At 33.6% G+C, this 26,991-nt stretch carries 23 protein-coding genes; 11 read left to right on the forward strand and 12 right to left on the reverse strand.

Translation table 11 applies throughout. The features are described from left to right. Nucleotides 1–26 precede the first annotated feature (26 nt). Nucleotides 27–395, reverse strand: a complete 369-nt coding sequence (locus ACE94K_RS02510) for a hypothetical protein (RefSeq protein ID WP_378179493.1) — start codon at nt 393–395, stop codon at nt 27–29. 391 nt (nt 396–786) lie between these two features. Here ACE94K_RS02510 and ACE94K_RS02515 point away from each other — a divergent pair, with 391 nt between their 5' ends. From ACE94K_RS02515 to ACE94K_RS02525, 3 genes are all read left to right on the forward strand, one after another. Beyond that, nucleotides 787–2,448 (forward strand): helix-turn-helix domain-containing protein, encoded by a 1,662-nt coding sequence (locus ACE94K_RS02515; RefSeq protein ID WP_378179495.1) that lies wholly within the window; start codon nt 787–789, stop codon nt 2,446–2,448. Between the two features lie 142 nt (nt 2,449–2,590). Further along, on the forward strand, nt 2,591–2,803 hold the full coding sequence (locus ACE94K_RS02520; RefSeq protein WP_378179497.1) for a hypothetical protein: 213 nt from the start codon (nt 2,591–2,593) through the stop codon (nt 2,801–2,803). A gap of 66 nt (nt 2,804–2,869) precedes the next feature. Next, the gene (locus tag ACE94K_RS02525) at nt 2,870–4,525 is read left to right on the forward strand and encodes a S8 family peptidase (protein WP_378179499.1); all 1,656 of its coding nucleotides are present in this window, start codon (nt 2,870–2,872) and stop codon (nt 4,523–4,525) included. A gap of 270 nt (nt 4,526–4,795) precedes the next feature. On the opposite strand, the gene ACE94K_RS02530 is transcribed toward ACE94K_RS02525, so the two are convergent. The 3 genes from ACE94K_RS02530 to ACE94K_RS02540 form a co-directional block, all read right to left on the reverse strand. Beyond that, nucleotides 4,796–5,656 carry a cupin-like domain-containing protein gene (locus tag ACE94K_RS02530; protein ID WP_378179501.1) on the reverse strand — a complete coding sequence of 287 codons (861 nt, stop codon included), beginning with the start codon at nt 5,654–5,656 and terminating at the stop codon, nt 4,796–4,798. A 22-nt stretch (nt 5,657–5,678) separates the two neighbouring features. Continuing rightward, nucleotides 5,679–6,782 carry a biotin synthase BioB gene (bioB, locus tag ACE94K_RS02535; protein WP_378179503.1) on the reverse strand — a complete coding sequence of 368 codons (1,104 nt, stop codon included), beginning with the start codon at nt 6,780–6,782 and terminating at the stop codon, nt 5,679–5,681. Nucleotides 6,783–6,872: 90 nt separating this feature from the next. Further along, nucleotides 6,873–8,057, reverse strand: a complete 1,185-nt coding sequence (locus tag ACE94K_RS02540; protein WP_378179505.1) for a beta-ketoacyl synthase N-terminal-like domain-containing protein — start codon at nt 8,055–8,057, stop codon at nt 6,873–6,875. Between the two features lie 151 nt (nt 8,058–8,208). Between ACE94K_RS02540 and ACE94K_RS02545 the strand changes: the two genes are divergently transcribed. Continuing rightward, entirely contained in the window at nt 8,209–8,646 is a 438-nt protein-coding gene (locus ACE94K_RS02545; protein ID WP_378179507.1) for a cytochrome c oxidase assembly factor Coa1 family protein, read from the forward strand. A gap of 8 nt (nt 8,647–8,654) precedes the next feature. Here the strand turns inward: ACE94K_RS02545 and bioA are convergent, their stop codons facing one another. The 3 genes from bioA to ACE94K_RS02560 are packed head-to-tail and all read right to left on the reverse strand — an operon-like array spanning nt 8,655 to nt 11,736. Continuing rightward, the gene (gene bioA, locus ACE94K_RS02550) at nt 8,655–9,920 is read right to left on the reverse strand and encodes an adenosylmethionine--8-amino-7-oxononanoate transaminase (RefSeq protein ID WP_378179509.1); all 1,266 of its coding nucleotides are present in this window, start codon (nt 9,918–9,920) and stop codon (nt 8,655–8,657) included. Beyond that, a complete protein-coding gene (bioD, locus tag ACE94K_RS02555) occupies nt 9,917–10,543 on the reverse strand; it encodes a dethiobiotin synthase (RefSeq protein ID WP_378179511.1) in 627 nt (208 codons plus the stop codon). The genes bioA and bioD overlap by 4 nt, the downstream gene beginning before the upstream one ends. Nucleotides 10,544–10,572: 29 nt before the next feature. Next, entirely contained in the window at nt 10,573–11,736 is a 1,164-nt protein-coding gene (locus tag ACE94K_RS02560) for an aminotransferase class I/II-fold pyridoxal phosphate-dependent enzyme (RefSeq protein ID WP_378184198.1), read from the reverse strand. A 149-nt stretch (nt 11,737–11,885) separates the two neighbouring features. Here ACE94K_RS02560 and ACE94K_RS02565 point away from each other — a divergent pair, with 149 nt between their 5' ends. The 6 genes from ACE94K_RS02565 to ACE94K_RS02590 all read left to right on the forward strand — a co-directional run bounded on the left by ACE94K_RS02565 (nt 11,886) and on the right by ACE94K_RS02590 (nt 15,859). Further along, nucleotides 11,886–12,407, forward strand: a complete 522-nt coding sequence (locus tag ACE94K_RS02565) for a DUF2975 domain-containing protein (protein WP_378179513.1) — start codon at nt 11,886–11,888, stop codon at nt 12,405–12,407. 2 nt (nt 12,408–12,409) lie between these two features. Beyond that, entirely contained in the window at nt 12,410–12,928 is a 519-nt protein-coding gene (locus tag ACE94K_RS02570; protein WP_378179515.1) for a hypothetical protein, read from the forward strand. Between the two features lie 3 nt (nt 12,929–12,931). Continuing rightward, a complete protein-coding gene (locus ACE94K_RS02575; protein WP_378179517.1) occupies nt 12,932–13,135 on the forward strand; it encodes a helix-turn-helix domain-containing protein in 204 nt (67 codons plus the stop codon). A 32-nt stretch (nt 13,136–13,167) separates the two neighbouring features. Further along, complete coding sequence (locus tag ACE94K_RS02580; RefSeq protein WP_378179519.1) at nt 13,168–13,602, forward strand: ankyrin repeat domain-containing protein; 435 nt, start codon at nt 13,168–13,170, stop codon at nt 13,600–13,602. Nucleotides 13,603–13,730: 128 nt separating this feature from the next. Next, nucleotides 13,731–15,284, forward strand: coding sequence for an ankyrin repeat domain-containing protein (locus ACE94K_RS02585; protein WP_378179521.1), 1,554 nt, complete (start codon nt 13,731–13,733; stop codon nt 15,282–15,284). A gap of 38 nt (nt 15,285–15,322) precedes the next feature. Next, nucleotides 15,323–15,859, forward strand: a complete 537-nt coding sequence (locus ACE94K_RS02590; protein ID WP_378179523.1) for a GNAT family N-acetyltransferase — start codon at nt 15,323–15,325, stop codon at nt 15,857–15,859. Here ACE94K_RS02590 and ACE94K_RS02595 read toward each other — a convergent pair. The 3 genes from ACE94K_RS02595 to atpD form a co-directional block, all read right to left on the reverse strand. Beyond that, the gene (locus tag ACE94K_RS02595; RefSeq protein WP_378179525.1) at nt 15,840–18,689 is read right to left on the reverse strand and encodes an alpha/beta hydrolase family protein; all 2,850 of its coding nucleotides are present in this window, start codon (nt 18,687–18,689) and stop codon (nt 15,840–15,842) included. The two genes, ACE94K_RS02590 and ACE94K_RS02595, sit on opposite strands and share 20 nt — an antisense overlap. A 273-nt stretch (nt 18,690–18,962) precedes the next feature. Then, a complete protein-coding gene (locus tag ACE94K_RS02600; protein WP_378179527.1) occupies nt 18,963–19,238 on the reverse strand; it encodes a F0F1 ATP synthase subunit epsilon in 276 nt (91 codons plus the stop codon). A gap of 94 nt (nt 19,239–19,332) precedes the next feature. Then, complete coding sequence (atpD, locus tag ACE94K_RS02605; RefSeq protein ID WP_378179529.1) at nt 19,333–20,841, reverse strand: F0F1 ATP synthase subunit beta; 1,509 nt, start codon at nt 20,839–20,841, stop codon at nt 19,333–19,335. Between the two features lie 265 nt (nt 20,842–21,106). Between atpD and ACE94K_RS02610 the strand changes: the two genes are divergently transcribed. After that, entirely contained in the window at nt 21,107–22,381 is a 1,275-nt protein-coding gene (locus ACE94K_RS02610; RefSeq protein WP_378179531.1) for a sterol desaturase family protein, read from the forward strand. A 51-nt stretch (nt 22,382–22,432) separates the two neighbouring features. Here the strand turns inward: ACE94K_RS02610 and ACE94K_RS02615 are convergent, their stop codons facing one another. Continuing rightward, on the reverse strand, nt 22,433–23,950 hold the full coding sequence (locus ACE94K_RS02615) for a G-D-S-L family lipolytic protein (RefSeq protein WP_378179533.1): 1,518 nt from the start codon (nt 23,948–23,950) through the stop codon (nt 22,433–22,435). 30 nt (nt 23,951–23,980) lie between these two features. Continuing rightward, a complete protein-coding gene (locus ACE94K_RS02620; RefSeq protein WP_378179535.1) occupies nt 23,981–26,761 on the reverse strand; it encodes a TonB-dependent receptor in 2,781 nt (926 codons plus the stop codon). Between the last annotated feature and the right edge of the window lie 230 nt (nt 26,762–26,991).

The raw sequence follows: 26,991 nt of genomic DNA on the forward strand, positions 1-26,991 counted from the left end.
AAAGACCTCCTGTTTATACAGAGCTTTTATTTAAGTGCATCTTTGATCTCTTGTAAGATCTGGTTTGCAATTTCTTGTCCACCATTTCTGATTTCAGAACAAGGTCCACTTACTTCTACAGAAATCTCTATACTTGCAATCCCTACTCCAATAGTCCCTGTAGCCGTAACTTTACAAGTTAGTTCATCATCTAAATCAGCTAGGTTCTCATTAATAAAATCATTGATTCTGGCAGTTAGTTCTTCTGCAGTAGCATTAGTGATATCACCTAAATCGATGCTTAGTATGATATCGTTGTCTGAAACAATATATGTATTCTCGGTATTCATCGTATTTGCAGTTACTGTTCCTGCGAATAATACCATTGCTAATGTGATTAAAATTGAATTTTTCATTTATATAAAACTTTATAATTTTACCTACTCTGTTTAAAAGGCTTTTCGGTATCGGCCTCTTGTTACGTAACTTTTTTTGATCAATTCAAATATAGAGCGAGAAAGAGGAGTAGTGCAAGGACAGTAACTCGAGATTCATAAATGGTCTACCTGTTATTTATGAATATTGTGTACGGTGTTTCTTTTTAAGTATTTAAAAATCAATAATTTGTAAAATTATATATCTTAATGATAACTTAAACCAAATTGATTATATTTGACGAGCCCGATATACCCCTGATATGGGTAACAATTAGCTATAAACCTACATTAACTAGTTGTAGATAAAATAGATATGACCACCCCTATAAATAGAACTCTTTATAAGCTATTGATTTCCAAGTGTTCTTTAATGAAGAAGTTACTTCTGATAAGTGGCTGTTTTTGTTGTTTGTCATTATTTAGTCAACAAACTAAAGCATTTGTAATTCCGGATTCGTTACAAAATAAAACATATAAAGAGTTAGCCTCATCTATTGTTGAAGAGAAAAAAAATATAGATATAGCTGCCTTTTATGCTTCTTGTTACCTTACTAAAGCAAAAAAAGAAGATAAGCTAGAGAATATAGTGAAGGGGTTTCATTATTTGGCGTATTTAAATACAGATGAAGTCAGAATTCAATATTTTGATAGTATTATCGAGTATACTAAGTCAGGAAATTTAAAAGGATTTACATTACGAACATATCTTATGAAATCCCAATATTATTATGATAAACGTGATTTTAAAAAAGCTTTGGATAACTGTATTAAAGCAAACTCCTACATAGATAAAACAGATGATAAAAACCTGATTATAGAAAACAATTTTAAAATAGGATTAATTAAGACAAGACTGGGATATTATAATGAAGCATTAGCTATTTTTAAACAATGTTCTAATGATTACTTAACGGTTTCTGATAATCACAAGAATTATTTAGGTTCAGTCTATGCCATAGCAGATACATTTAGACATCTGAAAGAATTAGATTCTGCATCTTTTTACAATGAAAAAGGATTAAAAATAGCATTATCTAAAGAATCAGAACAGTGGTATAATTATTTTCTTTTAAATGAAGGAGCTAATCAATATGATAAAAATAATTACAACAAAGCTTTAGATTATATACAAAGATCACTTCCTTATATAAGAGAAATACCAGATAAATCCAATGAAGCAATGGGCTATCATTTCTTGGGAAAAATATACAATCAATTAGATGATACAAATCAATCAGAAATCTATCTAAAAAAAGTAGATACTATATATCAGGAAATAAATGATTTGCATCCAGAGTTACGTATTGGCTACGAAATATTGATCAACAATTATCGCGAAAAAGGGAATCAAAAACAGCAATTGGTGTATATCGAAAAGTTGTTACAAATAGATAGTCTTTTAAAAAGTAATTATGAATATCTAAGTAGAAAATTAAATAAGGAGTATGATACACCAAAATTGATTAAGGAAAGAGACAGTATTATCAATAAATTAAAAAGCAAAAACAAATACTGGGCGATTAGTCTTTTAATAGTATTAGTTGTTTTTGGCATTATATTCTATGCAAACTATAAGAAACAAAAGACTATTCGGGATAAATTTAATAAATATATACAATCGCAAAATATACCACCGAAACTGGATACTTCAGAAAATGATCAACTCTCTATCTCCAAAGATATTCAGGATCATATTATGGAAGGTCTAAAACAATTCGAAATTAATAAAGGCTATTTGGATAATTCAATCTCTCTAAACAGTTTGGCAAAACAACTCCAAACCAATACCAATTATCTATCTAAAATGGTTAATTTCTATAAAGAAAAAAGTTTTGGTAGTTATATTAATGATCTTAGGTTAGAATATACTATTGATCGGTTAAAAACAGAAAAAATGTTTAGAAAGTATTCGATAAAAGCTATTTCCGAAGAGGTAGGATTTAATAATCCAGAATCATTTTCGAAGGCATTTTATAAGAAAACAGAGATTAAACCTTCAAGTTTTATTAAACAGCTTGAAAAAAGAAATTAAATCTAAATTGTTGATTATTAAATATTTACTTTTTAAAAAAACTGTGTATTTATGAATATAGACCGTTACTTATATTACAACTAACTTTTTACCAAAGTATTCTTTTACATTTGTAACCATCACGCATAAAAACTTAAATAAGATGAAAAAAGAAAGTCGTAAAAAATTAACACTAAACAAATTAAAAATTGCCAAACTAGAAAAAATGAGCTATATCAGAGGTGGTGGAGGAGATGATGGAGAAACAATACTTCCTGACCCTCCATATTCTAATGATCGTCTGGATCCTGATTGCTGGCATAAAGGTGGAGGAGATCCTGACGACCAACTAATTGGAATACATCATTTGGCTTAAACTAAAAGATAAAATTAAAAAGGATTATTATAAAGATAATCCTTTTTAATTAACCTTTATTATACTATGAATCATAGGTCTTTTTATTTATTTACTGTAATATTACTTTTCAGCAATTGCGCTAAACATACTAATGGACATCTTTTTTTTGATAACGTTGTTGTTACGAAAGACAGAAGAAATACACTTTTAGAAAGTACGGCTAGAAAATGGCAGCATAAGGATGTTATAGAAGATACCATACCAGGTATAAGTCTGGATAAAGCGTATAGGGATTTGCTTTCAGATAAATCAGGTAATGATGTAATTATTGCACTATTAGATAGTCGTATTGATATCAATCACGAGGATCTAAAATCACAAATTTGGCAAAATACTTTAGAAATCCCGAATAATAATGTAGATGACGACGGCAATGGTTATGTAGATGATACCCAAGGATGGAATTTTCTTGGAAATAAGGAAGGTGAAAATATGGTTAGTGCACATTATGCCTATGTTAGGTATATAAAAGCAAATAGAAAGAAATTTAACAAGGATTCTATTGATACTTTTTCAAAGGAATATGTAGAATTTCATAGAGCAATGTCACTCTACGAAAAAGAACAAGAACAAGCTAAGCGTAAATTAATTACTGCAGAGAATTCTATTAATAAATATAATGAATCCAAAATAAAATTAAGCGCTTATGTACCTGAGGGTAAATTTACATTAGAAACATTGAAAAACATAGATACTACTGGAAACGGTTTAAAACCTTATGTAGAAAGTATGTCTTTCTTTGTAAGACACGAATTTACAGAATCTTCTTTACAAGATATTTTAAAAAACAGGAAAAGAAGAATAAAAAAACATCTTAATATAGAGTACGACGAAAGAAGAATTTTAAGAGATGATCCATCTAATTTGAGAGATATAGAGTATGGTAATAATAATGTATTCTCAGATATTGACCAATTAACACATAGTACAAGAGTTGCAGGGTTAATTGCAGCAACTAGAGATAACAATTTAGGAATAGATGGTATTTCTAATTATAATAAAATCATGCCAGTCTGTATTTCACCACTAGGAGATGAACATGATAAAGACATCGCTTTAGGGATTCGATATGCAGTGGATAATGGGGCTAAAGTGATTAACATGAGTTTCGGAAAAAACTTTTCGTTACATAAAGAATGGGTTTATGATGCCCTTCGTTATGCAGCCGAGCATGACGTTCTAATAGTATCATCTGCTGGAAACGGCTCATTAGATTTAGAAAAAGAGAATCATTATTATCCCAATGACAATGATGATAATGGAAAAGAATTCTCTGATACTTTTATGCTTATAGGAGCGATCGGTAATCAATTGAATTCTGGCTTATTACCATATTTTTCCAATTATGGTAAAACCGATGTAGATCTCTTTGCTCCTGGTCATAAGATTTATACAACACTGCCAAATAATGAATATAAACTAGACAGCGGAACCTCATTAGCAGCCGGAATCGTTTCTGGAGTAGCCGGATTGATACGATCCTATTATCCAAATCTATCAGCAACAGAGGTTAAAAATATTTTAATGAAATCAGGCACCTTATATAATATAGATGTAGAGATCACCGTAGATGATTCAAAAAAAATGGTACCGTTCTCGTCGTTATCTAAATCTGGTCGCGTGGTTAACGCCTATAATGCATTGGTAATGGCAGATGCCATATCTAAATCAAAAAAATAGTTAAACTGAAGTCAACTAGGCTTAAAATCAGATAACCAAAACTTTCCAGGTACTACACTTGAGAATTATATAATAGGCATTCGATATTTTTATATTTATCTAATTAATAAAATTTAAACTGACATTCTATATTATTATTTATGCAGAAAAGAAAAAAACTAATTGATTATCTATTATATCGAGGCTGGGAAAACCAATTGATTTTTGAGAAGGCTTATGAATTAATTCATTCTTAAATACCTTTTATCTCCAATAACTTACTAATAACAATCAACTTTTTTTATTAGTTCTCTTTATCGCCAGATCATTTTTATATTCCATCCATTTTTGACCCTTTCGCTTGCGCATGAAATTATCAAAATGCCTCATAATGAAAACATTATATGTCGCTTGCATAAAATGGCCAAATTTTTTAGGGACAGATCGAATACTCATAGAAAATCCAGGAGTTACATACGTCATATGATGCCAATATCCTTCGGGCATATATAATGTCTCTCCATGTGTAAGATGAGTTACATAACCCTTTGCTTTTTTTAATGCAGGCCACTTTTCTAAATCGGGATTGGAGAAATCTATTTGTTGATGGGCGATCAGTGCGTAAGGAACCTTATATAGATATTTTGTCTCAGAAGGAGGGAAAAGAATGCATTGCTTTTCTCCGTGAAAATGAAAATGAAATATGTTCGCTAGATCTATATCATAATGCATGAACACTTTAGAACCTCCACCTCCAAAAAACAAGAAAGGCATTTTCTTAAGAAACTTTAATCCGATTTTTGGATACTTAAAATCTTCCTGAAGTGCTGGTACTTCTTTTAATAAATTATATAAGAAAATTCTATAATTGGTGGGTTTCTGCTTCAACAAATCCACATACTCACTCATTTTCATGCTTGTATGGGGCTCGTTAAATTTAAATTTAGAATTTATAGGCCGATCATCAAATAATGGAACTTGCTTATCGCCGGCTACTTCATTGATGTAATCCAAATTCCATTTCGTATAAGCCGGCCAATCTTCGATTAATTGTTCAATAACAACAGGTTTTTGAGGAATAAAGTAATTCTTCAAAAACTCTTCTTTAGTTATCGTTTTTACTCTCGGTATTTGTTCTAAATGTAATCCCACAAACTATAAAATAATTCTAAAACTACTTATTTAGTAAAGCTTCTTTACTTTTTTGTTTTGCAAGTTCATTTTTTTCAATGACGTGATCCGGTCTGGACCATTTCGGCTTTTCTCCTTTGGCTTCAAACTTTGAGTTCTCTGCTTCTACAGTTTCTGGTTGCGCTTTTTTGACAAATGGCTTTTGCGGATTCAGCCCAAGCGTTTTAAACATTTCCATATCCTCGTTTACATCTGGATTAGGAGTAGTTAACAATTTGTCTCCTGCAAAAATTGAATTCGCTCCTGCGAAAAAACACATTGCCTGTCCTTCTCTAGTCATTTCTGTTCTTCCCGCCGACAGTCTTACCTGCGTCTGCGGCATCACAATCCTTGTTGTGGCAACCATCCTGATCATATCCCAAATCTCTACAGGTTTCTGATCTTCCATAGGAGTTCCATCTACAGCTACCAATGCATTAATAGGCACAGATTCTGGTTGTGGATTTAATTTTGCCAAAGCTACCAACATACCAGCACGATCTTCAGGCTTTTCTCCCATTCCGATGATACCTCCACTACAAACTGTTACATTTGTTTTACGTACATTATCAATAGTTTGTAGACGATCTTCATATCCTCTGGTAGAAATGACTTCCTTGTAATACTCTTCTGAAGTATCTAAATTATGATTGTAAGCATATAATCCGGCTTCTGCCAGTCGCTGTGCCTGATTCTCGGTAATCATACCTAGCGTACAACACACTTCCATTTCCAATTTATTGATCGTTCTTACCATTTCCAATACATTATCAAACTCAGGACCGTCTTTTACATTACGCCAGGCGGCTCCCATACATACTCTGGAGCTCCCAGAAGCTTTAGCACGCAGTGCTTGTGCCTTTACTTGCTGTACACTCATCAAATCATTCCCTTCTATATCGGTATGGTATCTTGCAGCTTGCGGACAGTATCCACAATCTTCAGGACATCCTCCTGTCTTAATAGATAATAAGGTTGAAACCTGTACTGTGTTGGGATCGTGATATTCTCTATGAACTGTTGCCGCTTGATATAGCAACTCCATTAATGGTTTATTATAGATATCAAGTATTTCCTGAGATGTCCAATCGTGTCTAATAACGCTCATAAATTAATGGTATGTGAATTTTCAAAAGTAATCGTTTAAAATCAAAAAACACAAATTAGCTTTATCAAATTCGATAGTTTTAATAACAATCTACTTTCTATTTGGATTAAGGGTTGATGGTGATTCCAATAAAACACTAACAGCATTCCCTCCAAACCCCACAGCATTTACCAAGATCTTATTTAGTTTTTTAGGTGTTTTGATATGTTCAATAAAAGGAACAGGAATAAATTCCTGATGTTTCATCATAAGTATTGCTAGTTCCATACTCAGAATCCCACTGGCTCCAAAAGTGTGTCCAATTTTCCACTTATTTGTAGTCATTGCCGGAGTATTGTCTCCAAAAACTTTTTGAATTGCAGTATATTCTGCCCTATCTCCTTTAATCGTTCCAGGAGCGTGCAAGACGATAGCATCAATTTCGTTGGTATTATAATTTCCTATAGCCATTTTCATGGATCTCTGAAAACAAATGGCATCTGTAGATATAGATATATTATGTGTTAATGACTCAGTAGCGTAACCAATTCCTGTGATAAGTGCTAATGCATTTTGTTTGATTCCATTTTCTAGACAAGCGACACCTGCTCCTTCTCCCAGAAACATAGAGTTTCTGGTTTTATTCATGTTCATCGCCTGACAAGGATAAGGCGAAACTTTTCCTAAAGCATAAATTTTTAAAGCTTTCATCTGGGCGATCGTAAATGGAGTCAATGGAGCTTCGCTTCCGCCCACCAAAAACTTATCACTTAGACCAGATTGAAGCCAGGCTATACCGTTAAGCACAGCGTGTAATGCGGTAGAACACGTAATAGAATGACTAATATCCGGACCTTTTGATCTTAGATCCTGCGCAATCCAAGAGGATATATTTCCCAAAGTAGTGGTTGGAGAACTTAAGGTGGAAGATTGATTGGTTTGCAAAAACTCTTTGTGATATTGTTCAAATAGACCAGTTGCTCCTCTTGAAGACCCAACATTAATCCCAAAATTAAAATCATCTTCCCAGTTTGCCTCTTTTATTGCGTTTCTTGCAGCAAACAGTGCAAATAAGACAGAGTCGTCCAAAGATACATACTGCGAATTCTCTTCTTTGAGCTTTTCAATTTCTCGTTTAGCCTCCAAATTTAGTTTCGCAATAGGAGTCGGACTGCCCGTAAAATCTTCAAAAGTGATTTTATGGGATGATTCTTTATATAAACTCCAAATCTCTTCAGAAGAAATTCCAAGAGGAGAAATAGATGAAATTCCGGTTATGGATACAGGGTTTTGCAACACTTAATTTTTCAGCAAATGTAGGGGTTTGTTGACCTTTGTTCAACTGATTACTATTTTTTTTGTTTAAATTATAAACACCTAAATTGTAACAAAGATGATCGCTTACAGACATGTAAAATAGAAACAACCTAAATTAATATAAATTATAATGGAAGAACATACGCGTCAAAAAAGTTGGTTTAGCAGAAATTGGCCTTGGGTAGTGCCGGTAGGAGGTTGCCTTACTTTAATTATCATATTTTTTGTCTTCTTAGGATCGGTTATATTTGGTGTTTCTAAAGCCTTTACAAACTCCGCGCCGTATCAAGATGGACTCACTAAAGCACAACAAGATGAATATGTTGTCCAAATGTTAGGTGAGCCTATAGAAACCAATGGACTTATGAGCGGTAGCTTAAAATTTGAAAATGACGAGGGTTCTGTGGATATTTCTATCCCGATTAAAGGTCCTGATGGAGAAGCCAGAATATATATTTTAGGTACTAAACAAAATGACACCTGGACCTATTCTGAGCTTTATGTTATACTGAAAGAAAATAATGAAACTGTTGATTTATTATGGGGAGAAGGTCAAAACAAAAACTGAAACATTCCTTAAACAACCTCCAGTAATTCTATAATAGTATTATAAATTTTATCTAACTGATTTTTGGTAATAACATAAGGTGGTAGTATATAAATTGTTTTCCCTAATGGACGAAGACAAACTCCGTTTTGCATGAAGTGATCGAAGATTTCATATCTTTTCTTTCCATAACGATCCATTTCAATATCTAAATCTAAAGCATAAATTACTCCTTGCTGACGGGTGGTTTTTACTTTAGGATGATTTTTGATTTTAGTATCAAAATCCTGATGAGATTTAATAATCGTTTGAATATTTTTCTGTATTTCTTCTGAGCCTAGAAGTTCAATTCCGGCAATTGCCACAGAACAGGCTATCGGATTTGCAGAATAGGTGTGAGCGTGAAAAAAGGCTTTACCAACAGAATCATCCAGAAAAGCATCATAGATTTCTTGTGTGCAGCTTGTTACGGCCATTGGTACAAAACCAGCTGTTAATGCTTTGGACATAGAGATAATATCCGGTTTAGTCACTACATATTCTGAAGCAAAGTTTGTTCCGGTCTTACCAAAACCCGTCATTACCTCATCGGCAATGGTAATGATGTTGTTAGCAGCACAAATCTGAAGGATTTCATTAAGAAATTCTGCTTCGAACATATGCATTGCATTAGCTCCCTGAACAAGTGGTTCGTAGATAAAAGCAGCTACATTGTATGAATTAATAATCTTCTGAAGCTGTTTCATAACCTCATCAAAATTATCCTTATTTGGTGTAGGGATTCTTTGTACATCAATAAAAAAATCTTCGAAAGGACCGTTATACACTGATAACCCTGATGCAGACATGGCTCCAAAAGTATCTCCATGGAAACCATCATTAAAAGCAATAATCGTATTTCTTTTTTCGCCTTTATTAAAATGGTATTGCAATGCCATTTTAATTCCAACCTCATTTGCTGTAGAGCCATTATCAGAGAAGAATATTTTTTCTTGATTATCCGGTAATATTTTGATCAATTCTTCAGAAAGACGAATCGCTGGTTCATGCGTAAAACCAGCAAAAACAATCTGATCCAGCTTACGCATTTGCTCATTCACCTTTTCTATAATATATGGATTACAATGCCCGTACATTGCAGTGTACCAAGAAGCGATTCCGTCTATATATTCTTTTCCCTCATCATCGAATAATAAAGCTCCTTCTGCTTTTACAATTGGTAAAGAATCCGGATGAATTTTATGTTGTGTAAGTGGGTGCCAAATATGTTTTTTATCTCTTTCTTTTAGACTCATAATTCCTCTAATCTATCTCTGAACAATTCTGCATATTCTTTTACTACCATAGTATCGAAATAAGGTTCATTATCGATTCTACCAATTACTTTGGATCCTGTCATTTTTTTGATAATGCTTTCGGTAGTTGGATGCTCATCTCCACTAAAAATAATTACAGGATCAAATCCTTTCTCTTGTAACAACTTTACTGTCATCAATGTGTGATTAATACTTCCTAAATAATGCCTAGAAACTACAATCACTTTACAATCCGCGTCTATAAGTTCTAAAATAGTATCTTCCTCATTTAGAGGGACTAATAATCCTCCTGCTCCTTCAACAACAATATCATTTTTAGTTTTTGGAATCTTAATAGTATCAATATCAATGGTAATTCCATCAATTTCTGCAGCCGCGTGAGGACTCATTGGTGTTTCTAGTGCATAACTGTTGGGATGAAATTTGGAATTAGTATTACTCACTAATTCCTTTACTTTATGCGTATCAGAATAAGATAAATCTCCAGCCTGAACGGGTTTAAAATAATCAGCTTGTAACGCCTCAACTACAATTGCCGAAGCTACTGTTTTACCTACATCCGTTCCGATTCCTGTGATAAATATTTTTTTCGAATTTGCCATAGCCCTATCAGAAATAATTGTGTCTCTCTTTAATTTTGAACAAAGGTAGCTAACAACTCCAAAACTTCTGCTATCTCTTCTTTTGTATTATACGAATGTAAACAGAAACGCAATCGTTCTTTACCCTCAGGAACTGTAGGCGAAAGAATGGGTTTTACATCAAAACCTTTCTCCTGTATTTGTAACGCAATTTTTTTTACCTTTTCATTTCTGGAAATAATACAGCAATGAATTGCAGAATCGCTCTGGATGAAGAGAGGTTTTAGGTGTGTACTAGCTATCTTCTGGTTAAAAAAACGAATATTCTTGTGAAGCTTTTCAATTTCTAAAGTTGTTTCTAGTTCTTTATACGCAACTTCTATAGTAGCCAAAGAATGTGGCGGTAATCCCGTAGTATAGATAAAGCTTCTGGCAAAATTAACCAGGTAACTTTTAAGTTGGTTAGATCCCAGAATTAAAGCTCCGTGACAACCTAATGCTTTTCCGAATGTGTGTATCCGTGCAAACACATCGTCTTCTAATTCTAATTCCTGTATGAGACCTACACCTTGATTGCCAAAAACTCCTGTTGCGTGTGCTTCATCTACTATAAAATGATAGTTATTTTCTTTACATAATTTAGCGAAAGCTTTTAGATCAGGAATATCTCCATCCATAGAAAACACTGACTCGGTGACTATATACACTTCGATAAGCTCAGAGTGACTTTCATTGTCGGGCAGAGCTTGTAGAAGCCTTTTTTTTAGATCCTCTATGTCATTATGAGCAAACTTATATGATTTGGCTTTGCTTATTGTAATTCCATCTCGTATAGAAGCATGAATAAGCTCATCATAAAAGATAATATCTCCTCTTTGTGGTACTGATGAAAAAAAACCAACATTAGCATCGTATCCAGAATTAAATATCAATGCCGACTCTACGTTATGAAAATTTGCTAATATCTCTTCTGTATTAGAATATAACTCGTGATTTCCCGAAAGTAAACGAGATCCCGTAGCACCGTTTTGGTACATTCCTTTTTCTTCTAATGTCTTATGCGCATTATCAAAAATTACCTTGGAACCAGAAAAACCTATATAATCATTTGTGGCAAAATCTATCAAATCATTTTGCTCCGGAAGTTTCCGTAATGCATTATTCTCTTTTCTATTCTCAAGTTTTTTTTGAAGTTTTTTTGGAAAACCATTCATACTGTAAAAATACAATAAAATGATACTATTATGATGCTCTTCTAAACAGTTATCACAGTTGTAAAACAACAAATTAATATCTTTTTTAAATAAAAAATTATTGTTTTTCAATAATTTTTATATATTTGTTATCGTAAAACAATAATAATATGGAAACAAAACAAGTTTTAAATCTAATGAAAATCGTGTCCTGGATTATATTTCTTGGTTTATGTATCAAGTTAGGAGCTATTCTTTTTTCTGGTATTATCAGTCTTTTTATCAATAAAGAAGCTACGCAAAATCTATATTTAGGTTTGGATTTATCGAGTCTTTATGACTTTTCTGTAAACTACTATGCTTCAATTCTATCATTTCTCATTGCTATCGCTGGGATGAAAGCTTATCTATTTTATCTGGTCATTAAGATTTTTTCAAAAATCAATTTTGACAAACCTTTTACCAATACAATTTCAAAATTAATTTCTTCTATTGGCTACATTTCATTATACACAGGCCTATTAGCCTACCTTGCTCATAATTATAGTAAATGGCTATTAAAAAAAGGCGCTGAATTTAGACTAGATTGGGGAAGCGCTGAATTTCTCTTTATGGCCGGAATCGTATTTGTAATCGTATTCATTTTTAAAAGAGGTGTTGAAATTCAATTTGAAAATGAATTAACTGTATAACTATGAAACTAAAAATGTTTGGAAAAAAATCGGTGTCATCAGTATTATTTTATTGTACTCGTATTGCAACATATGGATATATAGTTTTTCTGCTATTTATTGTCATTTCTTTGCTTACCAATAATTTCATTATAATTAATGAAAACGAATTTCAAATTGAAATTCCCTTTACCGATTCAATTTTAAAAGGAGATTATGATGCCTCTACTTTTATGGCAATTATATGCTTCTTTATTTTTTATTCTGTTTTTTTCTTTCTGCTATCGCTGATCTTCAAAACATTTAGTGGTGAAAAACTCTTTACGGAAATAGCTATTAAGTATTTGAGATGGTTTACTATTTTGAATTTTATTTTACCGGGGTTATATATCATAGTTGGATTTTTAATTCAATACAAAATTGATCTTGAGGATATTATTTCTGGATTATTACACATAGGCCTCGCCATATTTGCTGGGTTTATTGCAACCATATTTAAGATGGGATTTACATTACAAGAAGAAAACGAATTAACTATATAAATTATGCCAATAATCGTAAACCTTGATGTAATGCTAGCTAAACGCAAGATGAAAAGTAAAGATTTGGCCGAAAAAATAGGCATCACTACTGCTAACCTCTCCATCCTAAAATCAGGAAAAGCTAAAGCCATTCGATTCTCTACGTTAGAAGCAATTTGCGAAGCTTTAGAATGTCAACCCTCTGATATTTTAGAGTATCAATCATAATTATTTTAAACAATCACTATAAAATCAATCAAATGAAATCAATTATCTTATTACTAAGTTTATTATTTAGCGCATCAATGTTCTCTCAAGAACTTACAAAAGAATTATATACCACTATCAAAAATGACAATGTTGTTAAATTAGAAAAAATGATCAACCTGGATACTATCGACAGTTGTTTCCAAAGATCTGATACCTCTTATTGTTTACTTTCTTTAGCGATCAAAACAAACAGTACTGGTTGTTTTCAATTATTATTGGATAAAGGTGTAAATACTGAAACTAATTGTACAGGTAAATCTCCATTAATGTATGCCACTAAGTATGGAAAGATCGATTTTGCTAAAAAACTTATAGAAAATGGAGCAAAAGTCAACGCAAAAAACAAAAGAGGTCATACTGCTATGGATTATGCAAAAAAGTATGAACAGCAAGAGCTAATTGACTATCTTGTTTCGATTCAATAATTGACAATCCTCAATCATTTCGATAATTAGGATACTATTACTACTTAAAAGTTTCTAATCCTAATTCTGTTGAGCTTATTAAAAGGCTTGACAAATAATTCCTTTGTCATATTTTAAAAATTAAACCGATGAAAAAAGCACTATACATTTTAGTAATTATCATACAAATATCCTGCTCTCATAAACCTTCTCTCATACAAGAAGCAATTGCTAATAGCGATATCAAATCTGTACAGAAATTCTTATCTGCAGGAAACGAGATAAACAAAAACTACCATGGTTATCCGTTATTAGCATATGCCATAAAAGTGAATGCCGATCAAAAGCTTATTGAGTATCTTTTGGATCAAGGAGCTGATATCAATGAGTTTAATAAAGGAAGAAAATCTCCTTTGATGTATGCTGCAAAATATTCCAGAAACGATCTAATTCCGTTTTTGATTTCTAAAGGAGCCAAAGTAAATCTTCAGAATAAAAGCAGAGCAAATGCTTTGACCTATGCCATTAAGTACGAAAATGCCGAAGGTCTTAGAAAACTTATAGAATTAGGTGGTGACGTTCATTTAAAACTGGACGATGAGCACACGATTCTGGATTTTGCCAAAGAACAAAACTCGAAGGAAATTTTTGCAGTTTTAAACCTTGAATACAAAATAAAATTAAGTGTTGACGGCCCTTATGTTTTCTATAAAAATGATAGTATACAAAGCATTACCGTTGAAGAGAATAATAGCCTGTTTGAAATAAAGAAACGATACATACCAAACAAAAAACAATCTATCAAGGTTACCGTTGATAATAACGACAAAGAGCAATTTACAGTTCAATTACAAGAGACTCTGGACATTCCTAAAACCAGCTATACAGAACCGGAAAAACTAGCAGCTATTTCTGATATTGAAGGTAATTTCTACGCACTAAAAAAGTTTCTCGTAGGTAGCGGTGTTATGAACACACATTATGAATGGATTTTTGGAAAAGGCCATCTGGTGCTGGTTGGTGACTTTTTTGATCGAGGTAAAAATGTTACACAATCCCTATGGCTACTCTATGACTTAGAGCGACAGGCCAAAGAAAACGGCGGAATGGTTCATTTTATTATCGGAAATCATGAAATGATGAATTTAAGTGGAGACAATCGATATGTTAAAACCAAATATAAGGATCTTGCGTTATCACTTGATATGACGACAAAAATGTTATATGGAGAAAACACAGAATTAGGCAGATGGTTACGCACAAAAAATTCAGTAGAAAAAATAGGAAATACGGTTTATGTGCACGGAGGTTTGAGTAAACGCTTGGCTGATGAGAATTTCTCTCTACAGGAAATAAATGATTTAAGTCGCACCTATTATGGTGCTTCAAATAAAGAAATAGCTAAAAATAATCGTGCAAAAGGAGTGTTTTCTGCAAATGCGGGTCCACTTTGGTACAGAGGATATTTTACTGACGATTTACCACAGTCAGAGCTTGATTACATAACCACTTACTATGATAGTGACCATATTGTCGTTGGACATACTCCTGTTAAATCGATACAACAAATGTATAACAATAAAGTAATTGCTATCGATCTGAAACATCCCAAATCCATAAAAAAAGGATTAGTATATGGTCTTTTAAAACAAGAGAATATATTTTATATAATCAATGAACTCGGTGAAATGCATCCACTATAAAATAGTTACAAAATATTATTTTTATCAAAAGAGATACAATGACTCACTACACAACTGTTTCCAGAAACGAGGAATTACTTGAAATTTTAGCACTTCAGAAAAAGAATTTATCTGAATCTATTTCTGTATCCGAAAAAGAAACAGAAGGTTTTGTAACTGTGCGACACAATTTTGATGTTCTGAAAAACATGAATAACCAACAATCTCATATCATTGCAAAAGACAATGATCAGGTTGTTGGCTATACATTATGTATGACAAAAGAATTTGCTGGTGAAATTGAAATACTCAAACCAATGTTTCAGAAAATATCACAACAGTTGAATAGAGAAGATACTTATTTGGTAATGGGTCAAATTTGTATCGATAAAGCGTATCGTGGTCAAGGAGTGTTTCGGGGTCTTTACCAGAAAATGAAAAGTGAATTAAAAGAAAAATACGATCTCTTAATTACAGAAGTAGCTTCCAATAATTTGCGCTCTTTAAAAGCTCATAAAGCCATCGGTTTTAAAAATTTAATAACATATGAGAGTGATGGTATTGAGTGGCACTTGATTAGTTGGAACTGGGAATAATTTTTGATGTTTCAGAAGGGGTTTCTTCTAAATCATAACCTAAATATTTTCCTTTATCTACTCTATTCACTCCTTTTGTCATCCATTTTGGTGCTGGTTCTCCTTTTAAATAATGATCAAAGAACTGCATCATCCTTATAGATAAATCCTGTCGATTTTTTTCTTTTTTAAGATTATGAGCTTCATCATTATATACCAAAAGCCACGCTGGTTTTTGCAATCTTCTCATACCCATAAACATTTCTATTCCTTGATAATAAGGAACTGCGCCGTCATTATCATTATGCATCATTAGTAACGGAGTTTCTATTTTTGGAATTCCAAATAACGGAGAGTTTTCAATATACAAATCAAAACCTTCCCATAAATTTTTTCCGATTCTACTTTGAGTTCTCTCATATTGAAATGCTCTGCTCAGTCCAGATTTCCATCGAATCCCACCATACGCCGAGGTCATATTACTAACCGGAGCTCCGGCCATAGCTGCTTTAAACTTATTAGTTACCGTTACCAGATAAGCTACCTGATAACCTCCCCAGCTCTGACCTTGGATACCCATATTTTGGCTATCTATATATCCTAGTTTTTCCAGCGCCTCAACTCCTGAGACAATACAGTTATATGCACTGGGACCCGGTTTCCCGTCCTCATAAACAATATCCGGTACAAACATAATATAACCATTACTTACCAGGAAAGAAGGGTTAACAATAGATGCGCTAGGTCTTGGAGTATAAAAGTTTCTGTAACTATCAGATCTTTTTTCATAGAAATAGGTAATCAAAGGATACTTTTTTGATGGATCAAAATCTTCTGGCTTATAAATAATGCCTTCCAGTTTTTTACCATCATAAGCTTTCCAGCTAAAAAGTTCTGCAGATCCCCATTTAAAATCCTCTTTTTGAGGATTCACATCCGTAATTTGCGTTGATGCTTCAAATCCGTTATCTGTAAAATGTAAATCTTCAAAAGTATTAAAGTTTTGCTTTCGAAATGTAAAAAGCTCTCCTTCTTTTGCTTTTTGATATCGATTTATATAAAACTTAGTCGGTTTGATTTTTTCTACTAATTTATTGTTTTCTAATACATATAATCCTGAAGCCTTACTAATCTTATCAAAACCTGAGATCAATAATTCATCTTTATTATAGGATGCGTTGTTCTGATTTTCTGCATCCAGCATTTGAGTTCTATATTCTATATTTTTTTTTCTTCCGCTTGCCGTAATATTAATAGGTCTCATTTCTCCTGAAAGAGACACTTTCCAAATATCAAACTTATCAAAAAGTAAGGTATTACCATCCTTATCAAATCCTCCAAAACCATATGGATAGGGTAACATAGGATGATCATCATCTTCATCATAAAAAGCGACTTTTAGTTTTCCGGTAAGATTGGTTTTTTTTAAACTCGCTAGCTCCAGAGAAAACCAGTTCTTCTGGAATATATCATAATACACAGCATATCTACCATCGGGAGATAAAATAGGATCTAACGCCACATTGGTAAGTGCTAATTGTTTTTGACCTGAGTATGTGTCTATTACATAATAATCTCTTGTCCAAGGAAAATACCAAGAACGTTTGATCTCATAAGGATTTCCTGATGCACCTATTATCAATTTTTGTTCTTTATTTTTATCAAAAATGAGTTCATCGAGTTGATCATCCTGCAGATGAACTACAGATTCATCTTCTGTATTGTAATAAGAAATATACCCTTTATCTTTTGATTCTTCGTACTTAGAATTTTGCTCAGGTTGAATCATTTTGTCCTTCCAATTCCATACATCTACCTGCGGGATCTCATCTTCTAACAATGTAGTATCTCTTTCGTATGTCGCTTTCGGCTTGGAATAAAAATAAAGTCTATTGCCGCTTTCAGAAAAAAAAGGGTTGTCACCACGACTCAATTCCCAACTTTCCCTTAAGTTTTTATCATTGGTATCTACCAGAGTCTTAAGCTTTTTATCTTTAAAATAGAATAGCTCAAATTGTAATGAATCCACGTGAGTAGAATCTTTTGCCGCTATATAGCAAAACTGTAGCCCCTTTTTGTCTACGGATAACTTATCATATAAATATTTTGTGGTATCAATGACAACCTTAGATCCGGAAACTATATCATATTCAAAGACTCCTACATCTTTTTCTTTCTTCTTTTGGTTTTTCTTAGTATAATAAAATCTATCCCCTTTTTCAGACAAAACAAAATTCTTGATTTGAAAAATGGTGTCTTTTGTTCCAGTTCTCAGGTCATACACGAGTGCATATTTCTGTTGAAAGGCCTTTCCTAATTTAGTTTTGACGGTATCTTTTGTTTTTAAAGTGTCCTTTTCTTTATCATTTTCTTGCGTTTTCTTATTCTTAAACTTCTCGATCACTAACCAACCATCCGATGCTTCAGGAATTTTATAAGAACTTACTCTTATAATAGAATCAAATATTCTATTATTCTTTACATCATAGATAAATAAATCATCTTTTGACTGTTTTTCTTTCTTTATTTTTTTCTTTCTCTCTTTTCTGACCTTTTCATATTTGGGTCTTCGCTTGAAAATCACAAAACTTTCGTCATTTGTGATCGAAGAGTCGAACCCATTAAAAAAACTAAATTTTTTATTATTTGAGGTATTATAAATTTCTATATACCCATCTCCTCTTTTTGTACTGGTTTCAATAACAGAAACTATCAGTTTTCCGGTGCGAGATATCTTGGTGTCTGTAATATTTTTCCAGAGATCATAATCCTTATGAGCCAAAGATCGTTTCTGAGCAAAAATCAATGTTGTAAAACTGAAAAAAAATAGGACAATTATGTTCTTAATCATTACGTTGAGCTATGTCTATACCGAAATGTATAAAACGTTTTATCTATTAATAATGGTTTAACATAATTTTATATAAAAAGGAAGTTTTTGTTCAATTTTAACCTAATGAACCCTACGCAAAAGGAGTTAAATCCGTAAAGTTATGTAACATTCTAAGAAACTTCAAAGTTCCTAATTGCAATTTATATCAGCTGGACTTTTATTTGTTTCTTCAAAAAAAAATCCCAAATTCCTTGATTAGAATTTGGGATTTTTTTGTGATAAGCAATTGAATTAATCTGCTAAAACAATCACCTTATTATCTTTCATTTCAATTGTTCCAGAACTTATCGGAAGTAATGTTACACCATTCTCTTTCGTGAATTTTTCAGCAACTTCTTCTTCTAAATTCATATCACCGTACACCTTTACATTTCCTTTACCAAGTAAAGAAACGATAGGTGCGTGATTATCTAACATCTGGAACTCTCCATTTACTCCGGGCACAGCAACAGAAGTTACTTCACCACTAAATAAAATTGCTTCTGGAGTTACTATTTCTAAATACATATTTTTATAAGTATTGAGTATTGAGCAGTTAGTATTTAGATAATAATGAGGTACAAATTAATCTCACTACTTGTTTCTAACTTCTCAGTACTATTTATGCTTCAGCTAACATTTTCTCTCCGGCTTCAATAGCTTCTTCAATGGTACCTTTAAGGTTAAATGCTGCTTCTGGTAAGTGATCTAATTCACCGTCCATAATCATATTAAATCCTTTGATAGTCTCTTTGATATCTACTAAAACCCCTGGAATACCAGTAAATTGCTCTGCAACATGGAATGGCTGAGATAGGAAACGCTGCACACGACGTGCACGTCCTACTGCAAGTTTATCATCTTCAGATAATTCTTCCATACCAAGTATTGCAATAATATCTTGTAATTCCTTATAACGCTGTAATAACTCTTTTACTCGCTGAGCACAGTTATAGTGATCATCTCCTAAGATATCAGCTGTAAGAATTCTTGATGTAGAATCTAGTGGATCTACCGCTGGATAAATACCAAGCTCAGCAATTTTACGAGATAATACTGTTGTTGCATCCAAGTGTGCGAAGGTTGTTGCCGGTGCTGGATCCGTTAAATCATCTGCTGGTACATAAACCGCCTGCACTGATGTAATAGATCCTTTCTTAGTAGAAGTAATACGCTCCTGCATCACACCCATCTCTGTTGCTAACGTAGGTTGATATCCTACCGCAGATGGCATACGACCTAGAAGTGCCGATACCTCAGAACCTGCCTGGGTAAAACGGAAAATGTTATCAACGAAGAAAAGTACATCTTTTCCTTGTCCATCTCCAGCACCATCACGGAAATATTCTGCAATCGTAAGACCAGAAAGTGCAACCCTTGCACGTGCTCCTGGTGGCTCATTCATCTGTCCGAATACGAAAGTAGCTTTAGATTCTTTCATTACTTCTTTATCAACTTTAGAAAGATCCCATCCTCCTTCTTCCATAGAATGCATAAAATCATCACCATATTTGATAATTCCTGACTCTAACATCTCACGAAGTAAATCATTTCCTTCACGAGTTCTTTCTCCTACTCCTGCGAATACGGAAAGACCACCGTGACCTTTTGCAATATTGTTGATCAACTCCTGAATCAATACTGTTTTACCTACACCAGCACCACCAAATAATCCAATTTTACCTCCTTTTGCATATGGCTCAATAAGATCAATTACTTTAATACCAGTAAATAAAACTTCTGTAGAAGTTGATAAATCCTCAAATTTAGGTGCCTGACGGTGAATAGGAAGACCGTTATCTCCTGATTTAGGAAGGTTTCCAAGACCATCAATTGCGTCACCAATTACATTAAATAGACGTCCATATACGTCTCCACCGATCGGCATCTGAATCGCTGAACCTGTAGAAACAGCTTCCATTCCTCTGCTTAACCCATCACTGGAATCCATCGCGATGGTACGAACAGTATCTTCACCAATGTGAGATTGAATCTCTAACACCAACTTGGTACCGTCTGCTTTATTAATTTCTAACGAATCGTAAATTTTTGGTAATTCAGTACCGGCAGCAAATGCTACATCTATAACCGGACCTACAATTTGTGATACTTTACCCGTAACTTGAGACATTATATAACTATTTAATGTTTAGTATTTAACTATTTAAAAAGACCCCTTTTTCAGCTATACCGAATACGACCTTTTTTCAGGCTGCAAATATAGGCTTTTAAAATGAAAAAAATACTGTCTTTTATTTTGTTTTTTAAATGCGTAAATCTGAGGTGCAATCACCAAGCAAAAAGTATTGATTTTAGTGTGCTTTTATTTGATTTTAAAATCATTAAATCGTACTTTCCCTACAAAACCATTACTATTTTTATTTAAAAAAGCACCTATGGAAACATATGCTGTCGCTTTAAGCTATGCTATTCCGGGATTTATTTTGCTTATTCTTTTAGAGTATTTGATAAGCGTATGGAAAAAAATACCGGTTAACCAGGCGATGGACACAATCTCAAGTATTAGCTCTGGAATTACCAATACATTAAAAAGCTTAATGGGATTAACCATAATCATCTTAAGTTATGAATGGATGGTTGATCACATTGCTCTTATAGAGGTTAACTCTACTTTATTAATTTATTTACTAACCTTCATAGGATTAGACTTTGCTGGTTATTGGTCTCATCGATTTAATCATACTGTTAATGTATTTTGGAACAGACACATTATACACCATAGCAGCGAAGAATTTAATCTTGCTTGTGCATTACGACAAAACGTTTCTGCAATTGTATCCATTTATTTCTTTCTTTACATTCCTTTAGCATTACTGGGAATTCCCGCAGAAATTGTTGCATTTGTTGCACCAATCCACTTTTTTGCTCAATTCTGGTATCATACAAGGCTAATTGATAAAATGGGAGTTCTTGAATATGTTATTGTAACGCCATCACACCATAGAGTTCATCACGCAATCAACGATGAATACCTCGATAAAAACTATTCCGAAATATTTATTTTTTGGGATAAATTATTTGGAACTTTTCAAGAAGAACTACCGGATCGACCTCCGGTTTATGGTGTAAAAAAACCCGTGCAAACATGGAATCCCTTCTTTATTAACTTTATGCACGTCTGGGGCATTTTAAAAGATTCGGTAAGAACAAAAAACTTTTGGGATAAAATCAGAATATGGTTTATGCCAACAGGATGGAGACCAGAAGACGTAAAGACGAAATATCCAGTTGCAATTACATTAGATCCCTACAACCGCGAAAAATATAGAACTGAAAGTTCGTTGCTATTAAAAATATGGTCGTGGACACAACTAGTTATTACCATCGCGCTGATGTATTACTTACTGGTAAGTGTTGGCAAACTTCCTTTTATTCAAATTATTAATTATTCTATTTTTTTGATGATTTCTATATTTGCGTATACTTCTTTAATGGATCGACATATCATTTCGATTTACTCAGAAATTATCAAACTTGGGTTAGGAATTTATTTTATAATTCAGAGCGAAGGCTGGTTTGGAATCAACCATGTTTTATCCGGACTTACCTATTTTGTAATCGGATATTTGATAGTATCTTTTATAGCTTCTATTTATTTTCAGCTCATTGAAAGAAAATATATAACAGGAACTCTTAAACCTGTTGCATAAAAAACCCACTTAGCTTTCAAACCAAGTGGGCACATATTTTATTCTTTCTAGTTATTGTAATGTTGCTCCGTAAAAGGTTGGATATGGTGCTGCGTTAACAGCTGGTAAATTTGAACCATATGTTGCATTAATTTCTAAAATGGCCTGGTTTGCTAAAAATGCATAACCTCTTGCTGTTGGATGTACCCCATCTAAAGAAAATGCTCCACCAAATACCAAGTCATCCTTTAGCAAAAACTCATCAAACTGGATACCTGTATCTGATATTTGATCCAAAAGTGCATTTGCATCAACAAATGCAAGACCCGCCTGTTGTACAGCAGAAGATATAACATTATTAAATGCCTCTGTTGCAGTTGCAATTTCTTGCTGCTCTTCAGGAGTTAATACCCATTTATCAGCTAAAGGAATAGCTACGCCGTTTACTGTTTGTGGGTTTCCAGGAACAGCCTCTGTACCAATAAAACTTGCAGAAGGCAATACTAATAAGTCATCTGCTGTGGCCTGTCTAATGTTTACGAGAGCTGCATTTATGACTGTTAGATCTGTTAAGTCTTCGTCTAAAATTACCACTGCATTTCCTTCTCCTTCACTAAACGTTATTTTCCTTCTAGCTATTTCAGCAGTTGCCAATTCTAGCGAAGTCATGTCTGGTGTAGCCGGGAAAAGAGCTCCTAAAGTCGCTTGATTAGCAGTTAAAAATGCCAATGTTGCATCTAGACCGCCGTTATATGCACCATAGGCACTAGCACTATTTAAAAAGGCCGCAGTCCCCGCATCTAGTGGAACTGGATTGTGTGGCACAGTGGTAAAATGAGGAATGGATGTAACATCAGGTATGTTAAATGCTACTCCTTTTGCCCCTCCAGAGGTTAGTGTAGCTACCAACCCATTGTATGCTTGTGTGAATAAACCAGTATCTGTAATAGGATCGGTACCATCACCACCTGATAAAGCATATCCCAACACATCATTATTGCCTATCCAAAGAGAGAAAAATGTAGGGGTTTGCGCCATAGCATCTTCTAAAACTGAAGCATTAGGACTACTTGCCATTCTTACAAAATATGGGTTTGCTTGAGGTGGGTTTACAGATAATCCTGCAATATTTCCATATCCATTAGCTAGTAAATGAAAACTTTTTGCACCAGGAACTCCCATATTGTTGAAGGCGCCAGATAATCCTGAAGAAATTTCTGTGGTTGGAGTTGCCGGTAGAACTGCCGGACCAGCCCCATTAAAGAAAAGTCTCGGAGAAAGTATTTGGTTCCCTCCTAAGAGGGCTCCCCCTATATTATCACCCATTAGAGGTTGAGAAAATGAACCACCAGCAGCCAAAGCAAACTGTTGTGATAGAATATTAGGCATAGAATTTTCTTGTCCAGCAATGAAAAGCGCCCCATCTGTAAATCCAGCAGTTAAGGAATTTCCTAAAGCCACATAGTTTGAAAAATCGGCAGTTCCAGAAGTGATAACCACTTCTTCTTCTGTTGTAGAATCATCATCTGATTCACAAGCTATAAATCCAAAAACCAATAAGATTAATAGCCATTTATATTGAATATTCATATTTATATTTCTTAAAGTATTTTGTATTGATTATAAGTTGTTTATAGATATTCCTATATAATATTGGGACCCTATAAATCCTGTTCCGAATGCGGTAAAGTACTCATCACCTAAGATATTCGTAGCTCCAGCTTTTAAATTAGCTTTCAATTTAGGAATCGTATAGTTAATTTGGGCGTTAACAACATTAAATGAAGGCACGTTTCCATCTCCAAATGAAGCTTCCCAGAAATAAGCATCGCTCCATCTCCAGCTTGTATTAAATCCGAAGTTTTTAAACAGATTAGTATGTCCAAAAGAAGCTTTTACTTTATGCTCTGGAGTGTTGAAACTGGTTCTAAAATCCGGATCTTCGTTCTTATCAAAATCTTGCTTAGAAAAGGTATAATTAACCTCTAAGTCAAAATTACCTAATACCTTTGTTGTAGCTCCTACAGTTGCTCCAAATGATTTGATATCTACATCAGAATTTGTATATGCTTGATAAGGTTTGAAATCACCATTAGAAAGTGCTGCTAAAGCAGTTAAATCACCATTAGGAACTTCACTTACTTGACCATAGTAAGGTACAAGAACTGTTTCTTCAGAAATAAAATCATTATATAAGTTATAGTAACCACTCACATCAACGACAATTTTATCAATTTTACCACGATATCCCAATTCAAAAGCTGTTACCTTTTCCGGTTGAACTGGAGCAACATTTGAAACCGTAGGATTACCATTTGCAACGGATGTTGCAGAAAAAGAATTTTCATAAGCATCTCTTCCAACAATTGTAACTGAATCGGAACCAAGAATAACTTGACCTCCACCACTTACGTCATCAAATATTCTTACATCTCTATCTAAATTTGCCTCAGCAGAACCCACAAGAATAGCTCGTCCAACATTTAATCCGATAAATAAATCCTGTGTAGTAGGGTTTCTAAAACCAGTTTGTGCAGATAAACGAACATTGTGATTTCTATTAGTACCAACCGTATATCCTAAAGATAGTCTTGGAGAAAAATTTCCATCAAATAATTCAGATTTATCATAACGAACAGAACCTGTTAATTTTAGTCTATCGTCAATTAACTTCTTTTGTAACTGAGTATATACTCCATATTCCGAATAGCGAATTGGACCATCAAAATCCGTAAAAATAGTTCCTGAGGAGTTTAATTTATATTCTCTAAAAGATCCTCCTATTTGTATATCAGCAAAATCACTAGTTATATGACTAAAATTATAATTTACGTCAGCATGTCTAAGTTGAGTAGCGTCTTGGAATCTAGATCCTGTAGCTAAATCCGGATCATTTGTTACTTGTTGAAATGCATTGGCAAATCCCGGAGTCCCTGGAATCAATCTACCAGTATCTGCTGTCTGTCTTGCAATCAAGTGAGCTTGTTCTGGCAATTGACCCGCCAATGTTGCCTGCACAAAAGCTCCGGCATATTCTCCAAACCAGGTTCTATCATCCTTCCATAACCTGTTTATATTTATTCCTGTAAATCTAGAATCATAAGAATCTCCTGCATCTTCATCAGTTAGATAACCTCTAATAAAAAAATTGTTACTTTTAATTTCTAGCTTATGTTGTTGTAAGAAGAAATTACGGATTGAGTATCGGTTTGCTCCCTGATAAATAGTAGTTCCTTTACCGATTTTTCCCAAGTATATAATTTCTAAATCATCTGCAAACGGTCGATAATGAAGCGCTGCATCAAATTTAATACTTTCTGCATCATAATTGTTTAGGTCACTTTCTAGATATCCAGTTCTACTCACCTCCTCATTAGGCAATAAATTCTCCGCTCCTGCTGGTAATATTCCTAAATTAACTAACGATACACCTACTCCTCTAATATTAGTGCTCACCTCATCTCCATAAACATTGAGTCCATCATAATTAGGATCTAATCTTGTACCCGTTATTATGTCATCGGAAACACTTATTTCATTGGTCGCAAACCAATCTGTCCCTCTTAAATATGAGAAATTGACCTTTCCCGCAAACTTATCTGAGAACGCATGAGCAATTCTGATTCCATAATCATAGTATTCATTATCCCCCGCAGCATCTTGAGAAGTAATACCACCCTTAACATAAGCACTTATCCCTTGATGATCGAAAGGATTTTTACTGGTCATAAATAATATTCCGTTAAAAGCATTTGCTCCATATAAGGCAGAAGATGCCCCAGGAAGTAACTCGATACTATTTACATCTAATTCTGTCATACCAAGTAAATTACCTAGAACAAAATTCAAGGCAGGAGCAGCATTATCCATTCCATCCACAAGCTGAACAAACCTTGTATTAGCAAACGTAGCAAATCCTCTGGTGTTAACCGATTTAAAGGTTAAACTATTGGCATTAATGTCTACCCCTTTTAAACTTTCCAGACCATCATAAAAATCTGCAGCAGGTGTAGTTTTTATTTCTTTAACCCCAAATCGTTCCACACTTACAGGAGATTCAAATACTCGTTCCGGGGTTCTAGAAGCAGAGATCACAACCTCATCCAGCTCTGTTCCTTCTTTTAAAGTAATAGTTAAATCGCTGGTGCTAGATGTAATATTCACCGAAGCAGACTCAAAGCCTACACTACTCACGATAATAGTAAATGGAGGTGTTTCCTCCAAAGATAAAGTAAATAATCCATCAAAATCGGTAACTGTTCCTACCGAAGCCCCTTGTAGCGCAATGTTTGCTCCAGGTATTGGTTGATTGTTGTCATCAACCACTTTCCCGCTAATTGTTGTTTGCGCAGTAGTAACAACGCCCAGAAGGAGCATCAATACTAAAGTAATTGTCCTCATATCCTAAATTAGTTTTTTATGTTATGAAGAACAATATACGCTTTTTTGTTAATTCTCTAAAAAAAAGTTAAAATGATGTGTTTTTGTTAAACATACTTGCTCTCTACTGATAAATTATTTAATTATAATGATAATTAGTAATGTGTGATAAAATCAGATTATTATAAAAGATTGATTGAACCGAAACATCAAGAAACTAAAAACCTGTTTGAAAAATTTCAAACAGGTTT

The organism is Aquimarina besae (assembly GCF_042434905.1).
In the GTDB taxonomy this organism is placed as follows: domain Bacteria; phylum Bacteroidota; class Bacteroidia; order Flavobacteriales; family Flavobacteriaceae; genus Aquimarina.